Below are 16,437 nucleotides of genomic sequence, written 5' to 3'. Positions count from 1 at the left end.
GTCCGGGATTGAGGCATCGGCCCGCGGTGTGTGGTAAGGCGCATGCCGCGTGTCAGCGCTCTCCTTCGGACAAGTCGACGGAGGAGCCGCTGGCAGCGTGGTCGCCGGAGCGGACCGCGCGGCCGGCTGTCGACACACTACGCCGAATGATATGGGCGCTTTTCATGCGCCGCGCCCAATCGGGCTGCGCTTTCCCTTCTGCCAAAGTGCTTGCGGCTCGCTCGCCCGCTTGCCCACTGCCGCCAAGCGTAGCCGCTGCGCGACGCAACGGGCTCATGGCCGCCGAAGCGCCCGCCTCCGCGACGCCAGCAAGGCCGCCACTTCGATAGGCGGCGGATGCTCCACTCAAGACGGCGCCGCCACCGCGCGCGGCGCCTGCAATCGCGCCGCCAGCGAGACCAGCACCTGCGACGGCGAGGCCTGCACCGGCGGCAACGACACCGCCAGCGGCAAGTCCCGTACCGGCCGCGGCACCGGCGCCGAGCTGCGGTCCGCCAGAGACCAGGCCGTTTGCGATTCCCGGACCGAAGATGCCGAGGCCGAGCAAGGAGAGCGCCGCAAGGACCAGCGTCATCGCGTCTTCGATGGTTGGCTGGCCGCCAGCAAAGCCAGAGGTGAACTGAGAGAACAGGGTCGATCCAATGCCGAGGATGACGGCCAGGACCAAGACCTTGATTCCGGATGATATGACATTGCCCAACACCCGCTCTGCCGCGAACGCGGTCTTGCCAAACAAGCCGAAAGGAATGAGCACGAAGCCCGCCAGCGTCGTCAGCTTGAACTCGATCAGGGTCACGAAGAGCTGGACCGCCAGAATGAAGAAGGCGAGTAGCACCACGACCCAGGCGAACAGGAGAACGACGATCTGGACGAAATTCTCGAAGAAACTGATGTAACCCATCAGATTCGAGATCGAATCGAGCAACGGTCGGCCGGCGTCGAGACCGACTTGAGCGATCTTCCCTGGTCGCAGGAAATCCGACGCAGATAAGCTCGAGCCGGACGCTTTCAGCCCAAGACCGGCAAAGCTTTCGAAGACGATACGTGCGAGGCTGTTCCAGTTGCCGATGAGGTAGGCAAAGACGCCGACGAAGAGCGTCTTCTTGACGAGGCGCGCGATAACGTCCTCGTCCGTTCCCCAACTCCAGAACAACGCGGCGAGCGTAATGTCGATTGCGGCGAGGGTCGTCGCGAGATATCCGACATCGCTACCCAGCAGCCCGAAGCCGTTATCGATATAGCGCGTAAACGTTTCCAGGAACTGGTCGATAATCCCGCTCCCAGTCATGGCTTGCTCGCCTCAGGTGTTGCCAGGGGCGGATATCCTTGCAGGATCCGGCTCTGATCCTTTGGGGTGGGCGCTACGCTCGCGGCGGAATCATCGTGGCCAGGAACTGCGGCACCATCTGTCTTGCCAAAGAAACGACGCCGGTTTTCGTCCCAAACTTGCTTACAATGCCGGTAAGCCGCCATTTCCTCCGAGGTGACACCGCGGCAGCGCACGAGGTCGGAACTGGTTGCATCTGTCGTCTGCGCTGTCTTCGGCTGCGGCGGCGAATCGTCGCCTCCACGAAGCTGAATCGTGCAGGCAGCGACGACCAATACGCCGATTGTCGTAAGCAGCGACAACGCTTTGAATGCGTTTACGTCGGTCATTGGTGGAACATCCGCACGTCTTGGGATTGATAGCCCTGGCCCGGTGTCAAAAACCGTCGGAGCTGTTCTCGGCCCTGGTCTTGGGCCGCGGCGCGCTGCGCCACTTCAAGACTCTGCGCCCGACCTTGTGCGGTCATGACTGCGGTGAGGTCGGCGAGCTGCTGCGCGCTCAGCGCGAGAATCTGATTGCCGGCCTGCGTTGCCTGCAAGGCACCGCTGGCGCCTTGGCTTGAGGTTACGAGTGCGGACGTTTGGACTCGATTGGTGTCCAGGTTGCCAACGATGCCGGCCTGAACCCGGAGCGCGTCTTGCGTTGCCGCATAAGTATTTTGCCACCGCGATTGAGCGTTTGTGACCAGCAATTGGCTGGACTGGCTGCCGGTGACCGGCGCATAGCTGGTCGAGAACGCGCGATCGATCTGCTGAACATCGTAGGCGATCCGCTGGGCTTGGCTCAGCAATTGCTGGGTGCGCTGGATCGACGATTGCAGTTGCTGCAGCGATGAATACGGCAAGTTTGCCAGATTCCTTGCCTGGTTAATCAACATCTGCGCCTCGTTCTGCAACGAGGTGATCTGGTTGTTGATCTGCTGGAGCTCCCGCGCAGCGGTCAGGACATTCTGAACGTAGTTGTTGGGATCAAAGACGATGAGCGCCCGTGCGGGCACCGCGACGCCAAGCACCAGCGCAATGGTGCCAGCGGCCGCCAATAGGCCAAGACGCCTCATAGCGATTTCTCCACATTTGCAAGATTGGGGATCAAGTCTACGGCCCAGGCGACTCCACGGTGCTGGAGCCAGGCCGGCACGAACCCGTCAGGTCCGTGTTCGGCGAGGAGCCGCGCGATCGCAGCCTGGTCTGTCTTGGAAGAGGCGGCGGTAAATGCGAGCGCGACATCACCAAGGCCAAGTTCGAACATCCGGTTGCCGCGACGCGATTGACAGTAGTAGTCGCGCTTTGGCGTTGCCCGGCTCAGAAGCTCGATCTGCCGGTCATTGAGGCCGAAGCGGCGATAGATGGCAGTAATCTGTGGTTCAATCGCCCGCTCGTTCGGCAGCAACAGGCGCGTTGGGCAGCTTTCGATGATCGCCGGCGCGATCGCGGAGCCATCAATGTCCGAAAGCGATTGGGTGGCGAAGATGACAGACGCATTCTTTTTTCGCAGCGTCTTCAGCCATTCGCGGAGCTGACCGGCAAAATCATCGTCGTCGAGGGCAAGCCAACCTTCATCGACAATCAGGAGTGTCGGCCGGCCATCGAGGCGGTCCCCGATACGATGGAAGAGATACGCCAGCACGGCAGGCGCTGCGCTCGTCCCAATTAGCCCTTCAGTCTCAAACGCCTGGACCGAGGCCTCGCCCAACCGTTCGAATTCGGCATCAAGCAGGCGCCCGGAGGAGCCGCCCAGGCAATAGGGTTGCAGCGCGCGTTTCAGGGAGTTCGATTGCAGCAGGACCGATAGGCCCGTCAGGGTGCGCTCCTGCATCGGCGCCGAGGCGAGCGACGTCAGAGCCGACCACAGATGATCCTTGACCTCCGGCGTGATCTCGATTTTTTCCCGCGCAAGGATCGCGCCGATCCATTCCGTGGCCCATCCACGCTCGGAAGGATCGTCGATCCAGGCCAGCGGCTGCAGCGCAACCGGTTGGGCGTCTCCGTCTGACGATGCGCCGCCGAGATCATGCCAGTCGCCGCCCATCGCGAGCGCGGCCGCCCGGATCGAACCACCGAAATCGAACGCAAAGACCTGAGCATCCGGGTAGCGGCGGAACTGCAGCGCCATCAGTGCCAGCAACACGGACTTGCCAGCCCCTGTCGGCCCCACCACGAGAGTATGTCCGACATCACCGACGTGGAGGGAGAATCGGAACGGGGTCGATCCCTCGGTCTTGCCGAACAGGAGGGGCGGCCCGTTGAAGTGCAAATCCCTCGTCTCACCTGCCCATACGGCCGACATCGGAATTATATGGGCGAGGTTGAGGGTCGAAATCGGCGGCTGCCGCACGTTGGCGTAGACGTGCCCGGGTAGGCTGCCGAGCCAGGCTTCAACGGCGTTCACCGTCTCGATCATGCAGGTAAAATCGCGCCCCTGGATGACCTTCTCGACCAGGCGGAGCTTTTCATCTGCCGCATGGGGATTGCCGTCCCACACGGTGATGGTCGCCGTGACGAAGGCTTGACCAATCTGATCCGAACCGAGTTCCTGCAGCGCCGCATCGGCGTCCAGCGCCTTGTTGTGAGCGTCAGTATCAAGCAGCGTTGACGCCTCGTTGGTCATGACCTCCTTGAGAATGGCGCCGATGGACTTTCTCTTCGCGAACCACTGGCGGCGAATCTTGGTCAGCAGCTTCGTGGCATCAGTCTTGTCGAGCATGATCGCGCGGGTCGACCAGCGATACGAGAATGCGAGGCGATTCAGGTCGTCCAGAATCCCCGGCGTCGTCGCGCCCGGAAAGCCGACGATCGTCAGAACCCGGACATTGGCCGAACCCAGCATCGGCTCGAGCCCGCCGGTCAGCGGCTGGTCGGCCAACAGCGCATCGATGTACATGGGAATTTCCGGCACTCGAACGCGATGACGCTTGGTCGAAATCGTTGAGTGCAGGTAGGTCAGCATGTCCTGATCATCGAGCCAGGCGCATTCGGGCATGAACCCTTCAACGAGCTGCAGCACGCGATTGCTCTGATCGACAAATCCACGAAGCAGCTCGCGCGCGTCGGCTCCAACGGCGCGATCGCGGCCCTCATAGAGCAATCGTTCTGCTCTCGCGGCCCCCTCCTCAGGCGGTAGATAGAGGAAGGTCAGGAAATAGCTGGACTCGTAGTGGGCGCCTGCCTCTTCAAACTGAGCCTTGCGTTCGGCATCGACCAGCGCTGACGCGACATCCGGAAAGCTATTCGGCGGGTAGGCGCCCGCAAAATGACGCTGCGCTTCAACAAATACGGCCCAGCCCGATCCCAGCCGCCGCAAGGCGTTGTTCAAACGGCCGGCGACGGCGACAAGTTCGGCCGGCACCGCGCTGTCGAGGTCAGGTCCCCGGAATTTAGCTGTCCGCTGGAACGAGCCATCCTTGTTCAAGACGATTCCCTCGTCGACGAGGGCAGCCCAAGGCAGGAAGTCGGCGAGCCGGGCGTTAGAATGGCGATATTCGGTGAGATTCATCATGATCAAGGGCTCAGACGTTGAGATGACCGGGAATGCGCAGATGTCGGCGCACCACATCGACAAAGGCTGAATCGCGCTTGGCGGCCCAGACGGCGGCCATATGGCCGAGGAACCAGAGGACGAGACCCGCGATCCAGAGCCGCAATCCAAGCCCAAGGGCCGCGGCAAGTGTGCCGTTGACAATCGCGACCGACCGAGGTGCTCCACCCATCAGGATTGGTTCGGTCAGAGCACGGTGAACGGGCACGAGGAAGCCGACGACAGGTTCATCCATCAAATCACCACACCGCCTCCGAAGGAGAAGAACGACAGGAAGAAACTCGACGCCGCGAACGCAATCGATAGACCGAACACGATCTGGATCAGTCTACGGAAACCGCCCGACGAATCTCCGAACGCGAGCGTCAGCCCGGTCACGACGATAATGATGACGGCGATGATCTTGGCGACCGGGCCTTCTACCGATTGCAGGATCTGATTGAGCGGCTGCTCCCACGGCATGTTCGAGCCAGCCGCCCTTGCCGGCGCCGCCGCCAAAAGAACCGTGCCGAACGCGGCAAGCGAGGCCGCATCCCGAAGAAAGCGAAATTGCTGACGCATGTCAGTCTCCTGCTGATGAAAGGCTGTAGTCGCCGGCAGCACTAAGCCCCTTGACGAGGGCGAGCTCAGCGAGGCGACGGTCAGCACCGCGCCCCGCAAGCACAGCAACGAGGTTGATGGTCTCGGCGATCAGGGCGCGCGGAACCGTGATGACCGCTTCCTGGATGAGTTGCTCGAGCCGACGCAGTGCACCGAGCGCGGTGCCCGCATGAATGGTGCCGATGCCGCCGGGGTGTCCGGTGCCCCAGGCCTTGAGCAGATCGAGTGCTTCTGCACCGCGGACCTCGCCGATCGGGATACGATCCGGACGCAGTCGCAGCGAGGACCGAACGAGATCTGATAGTGTGGCGACACCATCTTTTGTCCGCAAAGCTACGAGATTTGGCGCTTTGCACTGGAGTTCTCGGGTATCCTCGATCAGCACGACCCGATCGGAAGTCTTCGCGACCTCGGCCAACAGCGCATTTGTCAACGTTGTCTTGCCCGTCGATGTCCCACCGGCGACGAGGATGTTCTTGCGCGCGGCGACCGCGCTCTTCAGGATCCTGGCCTGCTCCGAGGTCATGATCTCCTTGGCTACGTAGTCGTCGAGCGTAAACACCGCGACCGCAGGCTTGCGGATAGCAAAAGCCGGTGCAGCAACGACCGGAGGCAAGAGACCTTCGAAGCGCTCCCCGGTGCCAGGCAGTTCGGCAGAAACCCGTGGCGCGCCGGCATGCACTTCGGCACCGACGTGATGCGCCACCAGGCGAACAATGCGCTCGCCATCCGCTGCGGACAGAGTTTCGCCGGTGTCGATCAGGCCATTTGACAACCGGTCAATCCACAGCCGCCCATCTGGATTGAGCATGACCTCGATAATCGTCTCATCTTCGAGGTAGCCGGCAATCGCCGCGCCAAGTGCGCTACGCAGCATTCTCGCACCGCGCGAATTCGCTTCCGATTGAACGGAATGGATTGCCACCGCTGTCCCCACCGAACGAGGGCGTCCACAGAGCACCCTCAGATGGGATAACTACAAAGGCACCAACGGACTTGGCGCAACAAGCCCTTTCGGTGATCGTAGACCGGCGTAGAAAAAGAAAGTCCGCTGAACTGAAATTTGAGACCTACGCGATCGGATAGCTCGCCGTGAGCCGCTGCTCACCACTCCCCATCGTCATCCGCAGGAATCAGTACGACCGAACTCTCATACAAACCAACCGGCTCGACGGCGTCGGAAATGTTAGCCGGCGGGAAGAAGAAAAACGGTCTCATCCACGAAGCGGAGCGTCTGATCCAGGGAAGCGCGAACCAGACTAATGCCACGACCTGCACTGCCACGTTGAGACCGAACGCGACTTGATAGGCGACGATGGGCCTATGTCCATCGATCGTGAACCATTGCTCCAGGATAAGGCCCGTTGCGTACTGTGCGAGAAATGCCCAACCGAAATGCAGAACGTTCAAGGCGCCGTTGGCACGACCGGCAAACTCTAGCGGAAAGTAATCCGCTATCACCGCAAAGCTGACCACAGTTGCCGTTCCGACAATTGCGACAATGGACCAGGGCAAGATGGACGGCAGAGGCACTCGCAGGATCAAGGCCAACTCGGCTGCGATAAACAGCACCGCAACCATCGCTAATATCGTCTCCGCCCCGATTTCTCTTCGTTTGATATGATGGACCGTCGTACCGAACAACCAGGCACCGCCACAAAGTCCTATCGATATTAGGAAGAGCTGCCTGACGAGATTTGCGCGATCGAGCCCCTCTACGTCTGACAGCCACGGCGATGCCCATAACCCCTGGAGGGACCAGGCCGATCCAATGCAAGTCGCCGACAACGGAGCAATACGCCAGAAACGCCTATCGGCGAAAACGGAGCTAAGGGTGATTGGACTTGACGCTGTCGATGGGACAATGCCTCGTTCAGGAACCACGACATAGATGAGGATGGCCGTCGCACCGGTAGCGGCCGCCAGGATCTCAAAGAGCTGCCGCCACCCCATCCAAGCGAGGAGGTGTTCGACAGGAGCCGTAGCGGTCACCGCTCCGAGCGATCCCAGCATGATCATGTAGCCGTTAAGCAAGGCAACTCGTTCCCTGGGAAACCAAAGAACGATGGACTTCAGCCCTGCTGCGAGCGACGCCGCCACACCGAGCCCGATCATTGCACGCGCAATCAAAAGTGACAGGAAACCTGACGATACCGCGAATAGTCCGGTCCCCATCGCGGCGAGCAAGAGCAGAGTGCTCTGGACGCGACGCGGACCAAAGCGGTCCAACAATATGCCGATGGGGATCTGAGCCACCGCGAAAATGAGGAAATGGACTGACGTAAGCAACCCGAGATCAGCAGTCCCAAGCCCGGTATCCGAGCTGAGGTGGTCGGCGATCAAAGCGTTGATTGTTCGAAACAGGTACGAAAGATAGTATCCAGCAGCAAAAGGCAGAAAAACGCGCGCAGTTCGACTCCATGCTATTGAGATTTGCATGCTGGCCCCTTTTGCTCTCAGCTCATTCGGGCCGATAGCGCGTCCAGCTTTTTGTCGGCTCGGCTAAATTGCTGCGGTCGTAGGCTGGCGTAGAAAAAGGAGGGGCCGGCGCGATAAGGTGCCGAGGGCCTCAGTCAGCTTTCGCCGACTGTTTCCTGACGGACGATCTCTTCTGGAATCTCACGCAGGAAGCTCTGCCCTTTTTGCAACCGGCGGCCGAGCGCCTCGACGAATCCTTCAAAACGTTCCCTGCCCTTAAGCTGCGCGGCCGCCTGCGCGTCGTTGGGTAACGGTGGCGTGACCGTCAACCAGAAGCGAATGAAGAGGGCCAAAGTCTCGGCCGTCAGACCGACGTCACGCTCCAGCCTCTGCATCTGACGTGACAGCCGGTCCAGACGCCGAGTGAACGCTGCCTCCCGCCTGTCCGCGCCGTCCGGCGACAGAAATGAAGCGACAGCCGCTTCAACGATTGCAGACCGGGAAAGGTTCTTACGGTCCGCCAGATCCGCGATCTGTTTCAGAAGCTCGGGCGGGAAATATACGTTCATCCGGTCGCGCATATTTCCTCAGAGCTCCATACCGTCATTCGGATCCATGGCGACTTGACGCGCGACACCGCGCATCTGTTTGCGTATGAGCCGGGACTGGCGGACCGCATCCTCGTCGTCGTCAAGAACGACGGAAAATTCTTCTGCCGGCGTCGGTTCGGTTTTCTCCTTGACGATTGCGACGTGATCGGGGAGTTCGGGCTCGCGACGGAGACCGCTGTTCGCGGTGTCTTCCTCTCCTTTCCCCCTGTCACCTGGAAGCGGCGCCGGCTCCAGCTTTTCAAGCGTTGACCATCCGTCCGTTCGCGATGATCGCCCGGATGCCGGCGGATCGGGTGGCGGCAAGACACGCTCTGTAAACCGCTGATCCTCATAATAGCGGACCTTCCTTGCCCGGATCGGCGGCGCGCCCGCCACCATGACGATCTCGTCCATCGACGGAAGCTGCATGACCTCGCCAGGCGTCAAGAGCGGCCTCGCCGTCTCCTGCCGCGAGACCATGAGGTGCCCCAGCCAGGGGTTCAATCTGTGCCCAGCATAATTCTTCATCGCCCGCATCTCAGTCGCCGTGCCCAGCGCGTCGGACACCCGCTTGGCGGTCCGCTCGTCATTGGTTGCGAAGCTGACGCGCACGTGGCAGTTGTCGAGGATCGCGTTATTGGGCCCGTAGGCCTTCTCGATCTGATTGAGCGATTGCGCGATCAAGAAACTCTTGATGCCATACCCCGCCATGAAGGCGAGTGCAGACTCGAAGAAATCAAGCCGCCCCAGCGCCGGGAACTCATCAAGCATCATCAGGATGCGATGCCGGCGGTCGTGGGCATGCAGGTCCTCGGTCAGGCGACGGCCAATCTGGTTCAGCACCAGGCGGATCAATGGTTTGGTCCGTGAGATATCGGAGGGCGGCACTACGAGGTAAAGGGTCGTCGGGCTGGCATCCGTAATCAGGTCGGCGATTCGCCAGTCGCAACGGCGGGTCACCTGAGCCACGACCGGATCTCGGTAAAGCCCGAGGAACGACATCGCCGTGGATAGGACCCCTGAGCGTTCGTTCTCGGATTTATTTAGGAGTTCGCGCGCAGTCGAGGCGACCACGGGGTGAGACCCCTGCTCACCAAGGTGCGGCGTGGTCATCATCGCCTTCAACGTCGCCTCAATCGGCCGCTTCGGGTCGGACAGAAAGGCGGCCACACCTGCCAAAGTCTTGTCCGCCTCAGCATAGAGGACGTGGAGGATGGCGCCGACCAGCAGCGAATGGCTGGTCTTCTCCCAATGGTTCCGCTTATCGAGGGATCCTTCGGGGTCGACCAGGACGTCAGCGACGTTCTGCACGTCACGAACCTCCCACTCGCCGCGCCGGACCTCGAGCAGCGGGTTGTAGGCCGAGGATTTTGGGTTGGTGGGATCGAACAACAGGACACGGCCATGCCGCGAACGAAAGCCCGCGGTCAGCTGCCAGTTCTCGCCCTTGATGTCGTGGACGATGGCCGAGCCGGGCCAAGCCAGCAACGATGGAACGACAAGGCCGACACCTTTACCCGACCGGGTGGGCGCAAAACACAACACGTGTTCTGGTCCATCATGACGAAGGTAGTCGCGGTCGAGCTTGCCCAGCACCACGCCATCCGGACCGAGAAGTCCCGCCGCTTTCACCTCGCGCACATCGGCCCAGCGCGCCGAACCATAGGTCTCGACGTTCTTGGCTTCGCGCGCTCGCCAAACCGACATGCCGATCGCAACCGCAATCGAAACGAAGGTCCCCGAGGCTGCGATGAAGGCACCTTCGACAAAGACCTCTGGTGCATAGGCATCGTAGACGAACCACCACCAGAAAAAGATGGGCGGGCAATAGACTTTGAAGCCCGACAGTTCGAGCCAGGGCCGCCCGAGCTCCGGTTGGTATGCAAGCCGCCAAGCCGTCCACTCGGTTGCTCCCCAGATTGCGAGCAAAACGATCAGGCCGACCACGATCACCTGTCCCCAAAGGATTTTGGTTCCGGACATCCCGAACGCCTTTCCGAGCTGAAATGGTGAGATAGCTAGAGGCCGAGGTCGCGTTTCCGACCAAAACCCCATTCGATGCCGCCGCCGTCCTTCACGACGCCGGTGACGTGCTTGCCCAGCCGCTTTTCCAGTTCGCGAGACCAAGGCACGAGCTGAAAGCCAAGTCCGTTATCGACCATGGCGAAGCGACCCGAGGCGACTGTGATGCGTTGGCGATAGACGCCCGATACATGCTCTCCGGAAGCAGCCTTCATATGAGGCAGGCCGGTGTCGGCCGAGACTTTTGCTGCCAGTTCGTCCAGTTCGCGTCGGCGGAGCGTGTTCAGCAGGTCGCGCTGCAGGATGATGCGCTGGCCCTGCCGCCGCGCCAGCCCCTCCTGAATCAGATGCTCGGTACGGGCTTCCATGGCGTCGCGAGTCTCGCGGCCGAAACCACCCGTGGCGAGCGGCATGGGCTCGCGTTCGACCAGGCGGTGGTCAAGCCAGGTCGCGCCTTTCGCGGCGACCTGCTCAGCAAGATCGAGATCGGAACGGGTCGCGAGGACCAAGGTGGGGCGCGGATCGCCGGCAGGACCGAAGCGCCGGACTTCGACGATACCACCGGTCGGTGGTGCATATTCGAAGGCCTCGATTCCACGGAAGCGAACGTGGTGTGCACGTCCATCCGTTCCGTCGATCAGGACGAAGGCCTCGCCAGTCAGTTCGTCATGCAATCCCCGATCGACCAGCCGTCCGATGATCTGGGACGCCGGTTGTCCACTTTCGATGACGAAGTCGGCAACACCGCGCGGTTCCCCACGCTCGGTAAAGGCGCGGTGCATCGTCTTGATGATGTCGCCGCGCATACCGAGGTCGCGCAGACTACGCTCAGCCTCAAGCCCGACCGTCCATTCCCCTGGTGCCGCGGGTGCAGCGAGGCCGGTCTTCTCCAGATGCTGAAGGCGGCCGACCATCAAGCGGCGGATCTCGGGATCGGACCTGCCGGGATTCTCAGGACGCAGATCGATATAGCCGGTTTCGTCGGCTGCCAGTCGTATCTCCTGATCGAGCCGCGTCCATCGCTCTGCCGTGACTTCCTTCTCCAGCGAAATACGGACTTCATGCTCCGGTTTCGGACCTAGTTCAATGGCGGCAAGTTCCTCGGCGCGCGAACGTAGACCCCGGCTGATGTAGTCGCGGGAGATCACCAGATCGGCTCCCTCCTCATCTATGCCCCGAACGAGAAGATGGACGTGAGGGTTGTCCGTGTTCCAGTGATCAACGGCCACCCAATCCAGCCGCGTGCCGATATCGGTCTCCATCTGCTTAGCAAGGTCGCGGGTGAAGGCCTTGAGATCGGTCATGTCGCCAGCGTCTTCGGGCGAGACAATGAACCGGAAATGGTGGCGGTCGTCCTTGCAGCGTTCCGCGAACGTCGCGCCGTCAGCACGGTCGCTGCGGGCATCGAACATCTCGGCCCTCCCGCCGCTTCGAGTCACGCCATCGCGCTTCAAATATGACAGATGGGCGGTCAGTGGCGCTGAGCGGAAGGCTCGCCCTTTGTGGCGAACAACGCGCGCTTTCACCACGACGCGCCTTGCCGGGCTGAACAACCGGCAGCGACTAAAGGCGAGCCGGCCGCGGCCAAACGTCGAGCGCCCATAGGCCACAGAACGCCTACCAGCCGCGGCCTGTCCCGAGGTGTGTCCGGCTTTCTTTGCTGCGCGCAACACCTGGTTGAAGAAGCTCTTTTGCTTCGGCGCGCGCGTACTGCGGATGCGCCCGGGCCGAACACGCAGATCGCTGTCGCCTGCGGTCATGACCGGACCTCCCAGCAAGCAAGAGCGCACGCCGTGCCGAAAGAACCTTTGATTGCATTCGTCAAAATGCAAGGCGCGGCACGCGCCCCGACCGACCGGCACGGTAGAACCCAAGGCATGTCAATGGCTTGCGGTTCGACCGGCGAGCCCCTTTTATCTCGCCGTCGACCTGTCGTGCTCGCTCTCCGCCCTTCCGGCGTCCCGTCAGCCGAATTGACGAACTGCTGCCGCGGAACTGAATATGCGCAGAACCTGGCGCCGCCGCCGCCTGAGCAGAGGTTTGGGAAGCGCTCGAGATCAGACCCGGCGCAATAGCGACGGTGATCTATTGTAACGAGACTGCTTGACGGTCCATAATCGCGATGTGATGGAGATGGAGAGGTGACGCGATCTTTCCGAAACGGAGCGGATGCCAAACTGCTCACCGAAGCCCTTGCCGCGCTTCGTGAGTTGGTCGCACGAGCGCGGGAAGCTTCCGATGAATCGTTCGATGACGGCCATTCGGTCGATACGTGGAAGAGCGCAGAGTTCAGTGCCGCGATCGAACGTGCCGAAGCAGTGATCGCGAAAGCTCGCAAAGGTGTTCCGCGTACGGAATAGGAGCTCGTGCGGTAGGCGCATTGCCAGCATATACCCAGCGCGAGAGCATCAGGCTCGTCGATATCCGACCTCATGTGCAGGCCTCGGACACATACGTTGTGTTTGCGCTCTGGTTTTGCCGTTTCGCCAATCGTTCCTTGAAGCTCGCCACCGCTAGCCGACCTGCGCCTGATCATCGCGATGCTCCCGAACCTGATCGGGCGACAAACACCCCAGTGGACTTGGGGCCCATCTGCAAAATATCTCGCGACGAGAATGCAGTCGTTGTGTCGCTCGAAGGTACGAACGCTGGCCGATCGCCCCTATGCATGACATCAGATCGTGCAATGAATAACATTGCCGCTGCCGACGACTGCCGGTCGGCGATCCACGTCGGAGGCAGTTCGATGCCCAGCCGGCTTGCAAGCTTGATCACGTAGGCTCGCGTCTCATCAGGCAGGGAATGGCCCGTGAGAAACTCTTCGTAGCGAGTTGGTCCCGCGTTGTACGCGGCAAACACGCCAGGCGAGCCATAGCGACTGAGCAATTCACGCAGATATGCCGTCCCTGCCAGAATGTTGTCGCGCGGATCGAACGGATCGTTGCCTAGGTCATAGCGCAGGCGCAGTTCGGCCCAAGTCGTGGGCATGACTTGCATAAGGCCCATCGCGCCTTTGGGCGATCTGGCGTGCACTTGCCCAGAACTTTCGCTGTCCAGCACAAACCTGATCCAGTCCACCGGGATTGCAAAGCGTCGTGACGCCTCTTCCATAAAAGCGGCGAACGGGATTTGCGCTTGATGGACCGCTCGAGCCGCCGGTCCGTTCTCGGCCAAAGCAACACTATGCGACGCGGTCAGAATAAGCAGCAGTGGCACGACAGCCCAAACACGCACGTCCGACCGAGCTGAGCATGCTGTCGTGCTCACGCCGGTCCAGGGTAAAGCTGCTTCGCGCCGGCCATTCGGCCGCCCTGGATCGCCGCTGCGCGCGCCAGCCCTGCAAATATCGGCCGGGACGGAGGAATGGTCCTGCAATCGATCAAACAGAGGAATGGCGGGGTAGACACGTGGAACACGCACGATCATTCCTCCCATGTCCACACTGGGAGAGCACGACCGATCACGGCCGATACCGGAAGAAATCCAAAATACCGCCCGTCAAGGGAATCGTCCGACTGCCAGTTCATGAGAAAGAGCTCGCCATCGCCGACGACGTGGCAGCCCTGCCATTTCGGCAGCGGGCGGCCGCGCCGGTCGCTATCCCGCGCCTCGCCGACCGCTATTTTATCGACCGAAATCATGAGCCCACTTCTGCAGACGCTCTGCCCTGGCAACGCCAGCACGCGCTTGAGCATGGGGATGCCAATGGGCAGATATCCGCTAAGATCGAGGAAGGTTGCGAGCGGCTCCGGCGGCCGAACGGCGACCAGCTCGGTGACATGGAAGCCCTTCGCCGGTCGTAAGCGATAGAGACCGATTGGCACGCTCGTCGATGCATTCCAAACGTAGAGTGGAAGCGGTTCCATGGCGATTGTCGCGCCGAGCGCAGCAACAGCCCCAAACGTTGCAGTCAGCGTCTTCAGGCGACCCATCATCGCATCACTCTCTGACGACGGAGCCAAGCCTGATGGCGCGCTTTCGTGTAGAAACGCGGGTTTTCGTTGACGGACAGGCGGTTATGAACGTGATGCCAATGATCAGGCGCGACATCAGCTGGATTGATGCCGAGCGCCTCAATGGCATCGGCCGTCTGCAACACTCGTTCGACCTTCGACCAGCCGGAGAGTCTCAGCAAAATCTCTCCGCCGGGCTTTACATACGGCACGGTCGAGCAGCGCTGCCCCGGTGCAGCCGCGCGCAAAATGTCAATCCGCGAAATGACAGTTCCAAAGTCATTGGATGTCCAGCGAACGAAAGCAAAAATGCTGCCGGGTGCAAATGACAGGACACGCCGGTGACGATCGATCTTGCGTTCCTCGACGATGCGACCGAACCGAATGCGGTTTTCGATACGCTTCTCGAGCCACAACACTTCCACTTCGGTGAGGTCGCTCATGCCGCCGCTCCCTGAGGCTGAGACAGGAAGCCGTGAGCTCCGAGTTCGGTAAAGAGCGTGTGTGGCTTCTGCGGGCAAGCAGGACAGCCGGCCTGCATTTGGCAGTCACCTCCAATGCGGCTTGTGATCTGCTGATCAATAAGGTTGCGGTGGCAGACAAACGCCAAGAAGCAACCGCTTAGGCCCGATTTCGGTCCCCGATAGCACGAGGATCGGCTCCCCGATAGCCCGAGGGTTGCGGTCCCCGATAGCACGAGCTGATTCACAGATCGTCCTCCGAATGTGGAATGAGACCGCGCCAACGCAGGCGTGCCGTTAAGCGATCAAGAGGCGTTAATGCGACGCTCATGCCTCGGTTGGGTCCGAATTTGCACGTGAGTTCGACTGATAGCCGGGCAACGTCTGGCGACTGGACGGTTTGTGGTACGTCGCATGCAAGATACTTGAGCGGCGAGAGGATGATCGAGGTCTGCACTGTCGTTGACTGCAGCCTGTTGAGAGCCGCATTCAGCCCGTCATAGTCACCCCCACTGGTGCCGCGCCCAACAAACGCTAGAATCTCGTAAGCCGTCGCAGCCATCAGGCGCGACATCTTCGATACGGCGTCACCGGATTCGACGATCTGGGACGCCGCCCAGATCAGAACGTCCCCACCCCAAATGCCCGCCATGCCGCGTTCCGGCACGGCTTCGGCACGAATTGAGATTGCAGCGGAACGGAAATCGATTGGCACAACTCGCTTCGTTTTCGCGAGCGAAACGAATGGATAGGCCATGAGATCCCGAGCATTGCGCAGCGCGAGCTCGGGGCGGCGGTGGTGCGCTGAGGATTTGTTTGCGGACATGGCTTAGCGCCGCTCTTTGCCCGCATAGGGAATAGGCGCATGCCGCTTTGCGGGCAGCACCGTGCCGACTCCCGGGTCCGAGGTCGATTTCTTCTTGCCCTGTTTGGCCCATGCTGTCAGGTCAGCTACTGAGTAGACTACGCGCCCGCCAATCTTATGATATTCCGGACCGGTGCCGTACGTTCGGTGTTTCTCCAGCGTGCGGCCGGACAAGCTCAGGAAGCGCGCTGCTTCGGGTGTGCGCAGGTATCGCTGCGGCTGATCCGCGCTCCGGTCGGACATTTGAAAAGCTCCGTGATCGTCTTGGGTGCAAGCGAGGGTCGCCGCGCGTCGACGGTCACAATCGCGTAGTAGAAGCGCTTGGGGGGATGGCGAAGATGCCGGGATGATTTTCCGATACCCCCCACGGAGGAGCTAGTCGCCCTTGCGCTTGGGCCGCAGTGGCTTGCGATAGCGCCCACATCAACGCGAGGCCGCTCTGTCCTAGTCGGATCGTTCGATTTGCGCAGATCGTGCGTCATCCAGGCGCGATCGGGAATGCGCTTCTGGGCGAACAGCGCTTCGGCGACGATGCGATAGCTGCCACCGGCAATCTGCAGTGGGCACCCGGATAGCGGCGCTCAGGCGTTCGCGCCGCTATTTGGATAATTGATGAAAGGCGGGACCTGGCGCGCGTCCGACCATCGCGCGCAGCCAGCGTTGCATG

Annotated in this window: 16 protein-coding genes and 1 pseudogene; 1 reads left to right on the top strand and 16 read right to left on the bottom strand. The window is 61.2% G+C overall.

What is annotated here, in order from left to right; genetic code table 11:
- Positions 1–52 precede the first annotated feature (52 nt).
- The 11 genes from trbL to AS156_RS11345 all read right to left on the bottom strand — a co-directional run bounded on the left by trbL (position 53) and on the right by AS156_RS11345 (position 12,251).
- Positions 53–1,288 (bottom strand): P-type conjugative transfer protein TrbL, encoded by a 1,236-nt coding sequence (gene trbL / locus AS156_RS11390; RefSeq protein ID WP_066503760.1) that lies wholly within the window; start codon positions 1,286–1,288, stop codon positions 53–55.
- Positions 1,285–1,656: a putative entry exclusion protein TrbK-alt gene (trbK-alt, locus tag AS156_RS40480; RefSeq protein ID WP_082747437.1), complete on the bottom strand. Its 372-nt coding sequence runs from the start codon at positions 1,654–1,656 to the stop codon at positions 1,285–1,287. Before trbK-alt ends, trbL begins: the two co-directional genes overlap by 4 nt.
- Positions 1,653–2,384 carry a P-type conjugative transfer protein TrbJ gene (gene trbJ, locus AS156_RS11385; RefSeq protein ID WP_066503758.1) on the bottom strand — a complete coding sequence of 244 codons (732 nt, stop codon included), beginning with the start codon at positions 2,382–2,384 and terminating at the stop codon, positions 1,653–1,655. Before trbJ ends, trbK-alt begins: the two co-directional genes overlap by 4 nt.
- Positions 2,381–4,822 (bottom strand): conjugal transfer protein TrbE, encoded by a 2,442-nt coding sequence (gene trbE / locus AS156_RS11380; RefSeq protein ID WP_066504115.1) that lies wholly within the window; start codon positions 4,820–4,822, stop codon positions 2,381–2,383. The genes trbJ and trbE overlap by 4 nt, the downstream gene beginning before the upstream one ends.
- Before the next feature lie 10 nt (positions 4,823–4,832).
- On the bottom strand, positions 4,833–5,096 hold the full coding sequence (locus AS156_RS11375) for a VirB3 family type IV secretion system protein (RefSeq protein ID WP_066503756.1): 264 nt from the start codon (positions 5,094–5,096) through the stop codon (positions 4,833–4,835).
- The gene (locus AS156_RS11370) at positions 5,096–5,422 is read right to left on the bottom strand and encodes a TrbC/VirB2 family type IV secretion system protein (protein ID WP_066503754.1); all 327 of its coding nucleotides are present in this window, start codon (positions 5,420–5,422) and stop codon (positions 5,096–5,098) included. Before AS156_RS11370 ends, AS156_RS11375 begins: the two co-directional genes overlap by 1 nt.
- 1 nt (position 5,423) lies before the next feature.
- Complete coding sequence (gene trbB / locus AS156_RS11365; RefSeq protein ID WP_066503752.1) at positions 5,424–6,338, bottom strand: P-type conjugative transfer ATPase TrbB; 915 nt, start codon at positions 6,336–6,338, stop codon at positions 5,424–5,426.
- Between the two features lie 227 nt (positions 6,339–6,565).
- Entirely contained in the window at positions 6,566–7,900 is a 1,335-nt protein-coding gene (locus AS156_RS11360) for an MFS transporter (RefSeq protein ID WP_066503750.1), read from the bottom strand.
- Positions 7,901–8,034: 134 nt separating this feature from the next.
- Positions 8,035–8,460 (bottom strand): CopG family transcriptional regulator, encoded by a 426-nt coding sequence (locus AS156_RS11355; protein ID WP_066503749.1) that lies wholly within the window; start codon positions 8,458–8,460, stop codon positions 8,035–8,037.
- A 6-nt stretch (positions 8,461–8,466) separates the two neighbouring features.
- Positions 8,467–10,452: a conjugal transfer protein TraG gene (locus AS156_RS11350; protein ID WP_066503748.1), complete on the bottom strand. Its 1,986-nt coding sequence runs from the start codon at positions 10,450–10,452 to the stop codon at positions 8,467–8,469.
- A gap of 35 nt (positions 10,453–10,487) precedes the next feature.
- The gene (locus AS156_RS11345) at positions 10,488–12,251 is read right to left on the bottom strand and encodes a relaxase/mobilization nuclease domain-containing protein (protein WP_066503746.1); all 1,764 of its coding nucleotides are present in this window, start codon (positions 12,249–12,251) and stop codon (positions 10,488–10,490) included.
- A 381-nt stretch (positions 12,252–12,632) separates the two neighbouring features.
- Here AS156_RS11345 and AS156_RS11340 point away from each other — a divergent pair, with 381 nt between their 5' ends.
- The gene (locus AS156_RS11340; RefSeq protein ID WP_066503744.1) at positions 12,633–12,851 is read left to right on the top strand and encodes a hypothetical protein; all 219 of its coding nucleotides are present in this window, start codon (positions 12,633–12,635) and stop codon (positions 12,849–12,851) included.
- A gap of 172 nt (positions 12,852–13,023) precedes the next feature.
- Here AS156_RS11340 and AS156_RS11335 read toward each other — a convergent pair whose 3' ends face one another.
- The 5 genes and pseudogenes from AS156_RS11335 to AS156_RS11315 form a co-directional block, all read right to left on the bottom strand.
- A complete protein-coding gene (locus tag AS156_RS11335) occupies positions 13,024–13,917 on the bottom strand; it encodes a lytic transglycosylase domain-containing protein (RefSeq protein WP_082747435.1) in 894 nt (297 codons plus the stop codon).
- Positions 13,914–14,426 carry a S26 family signal peptidase gene (locus tag AS156_RS11330; RefSeq protein ID WP_082747434.1) on the bottom strand — a complete coding sequence of 171 codons (513 nt, stop codon included), beginning with the start codon at positions 14,424–14,426 and terminating at the stop codon, positions 13,914–13,916. Before AS156_RS11330 ends, AS156_RS11335 begins: the two co-directional genes overlap by 4 nt.
- Positions 14,423–14,887, bottom strand: coding sequence for a DUF2840 domain-containing protein (locus tag AS156_RS11325; protein WP_066503741.1), 465 nt, complete (start codon positions 14,885–14,887; stop codon positions 14,423–14,425). The genes AS156_RS11330 and AS156_RS11325 overlap by 4 nt, the downstream gene beginning before the upstream one ends.
- A gap of 460 nt (positions 14,888–15,347) precedes the next feature.
- Positions 15,348–15,731 (bottom strand): annotated as a pseudogene (locus AS156_RS11320) (replication initiator protein A); the annotation flags it as partial.
- Positions 15,732–15,734: 3 nt separating this feature from the next.
- Positions 15,735–16,013, bottom strand: a complete 279-nt coding sequence (locus AS156_RS11315; protein ID WP_066503737.1) for a helix-turn-helix transcriptional regulator — start codon at positions 16,011–16,013, stop codon at positions 15,735–15,737.
- Positions 16,014–16,437: the final 424 nt, after the last annotated feature.

This window comes from Bradyrhizobium macuxiense (assembly GCF_001542415.1).
Taxonomy (GTDB): domain Bacteria; phylum Pseudomonadota; class Alphaproteobacteria; order Rhizobiales; family Xanthobacteraceae; genus Bradyrhizobium; species Bradyrhizobium macuxiense.
Note: the sequence above shows the minus strand (reverse complement) of the source record. Positions and strands in the feature narration are given on the sequence as shown.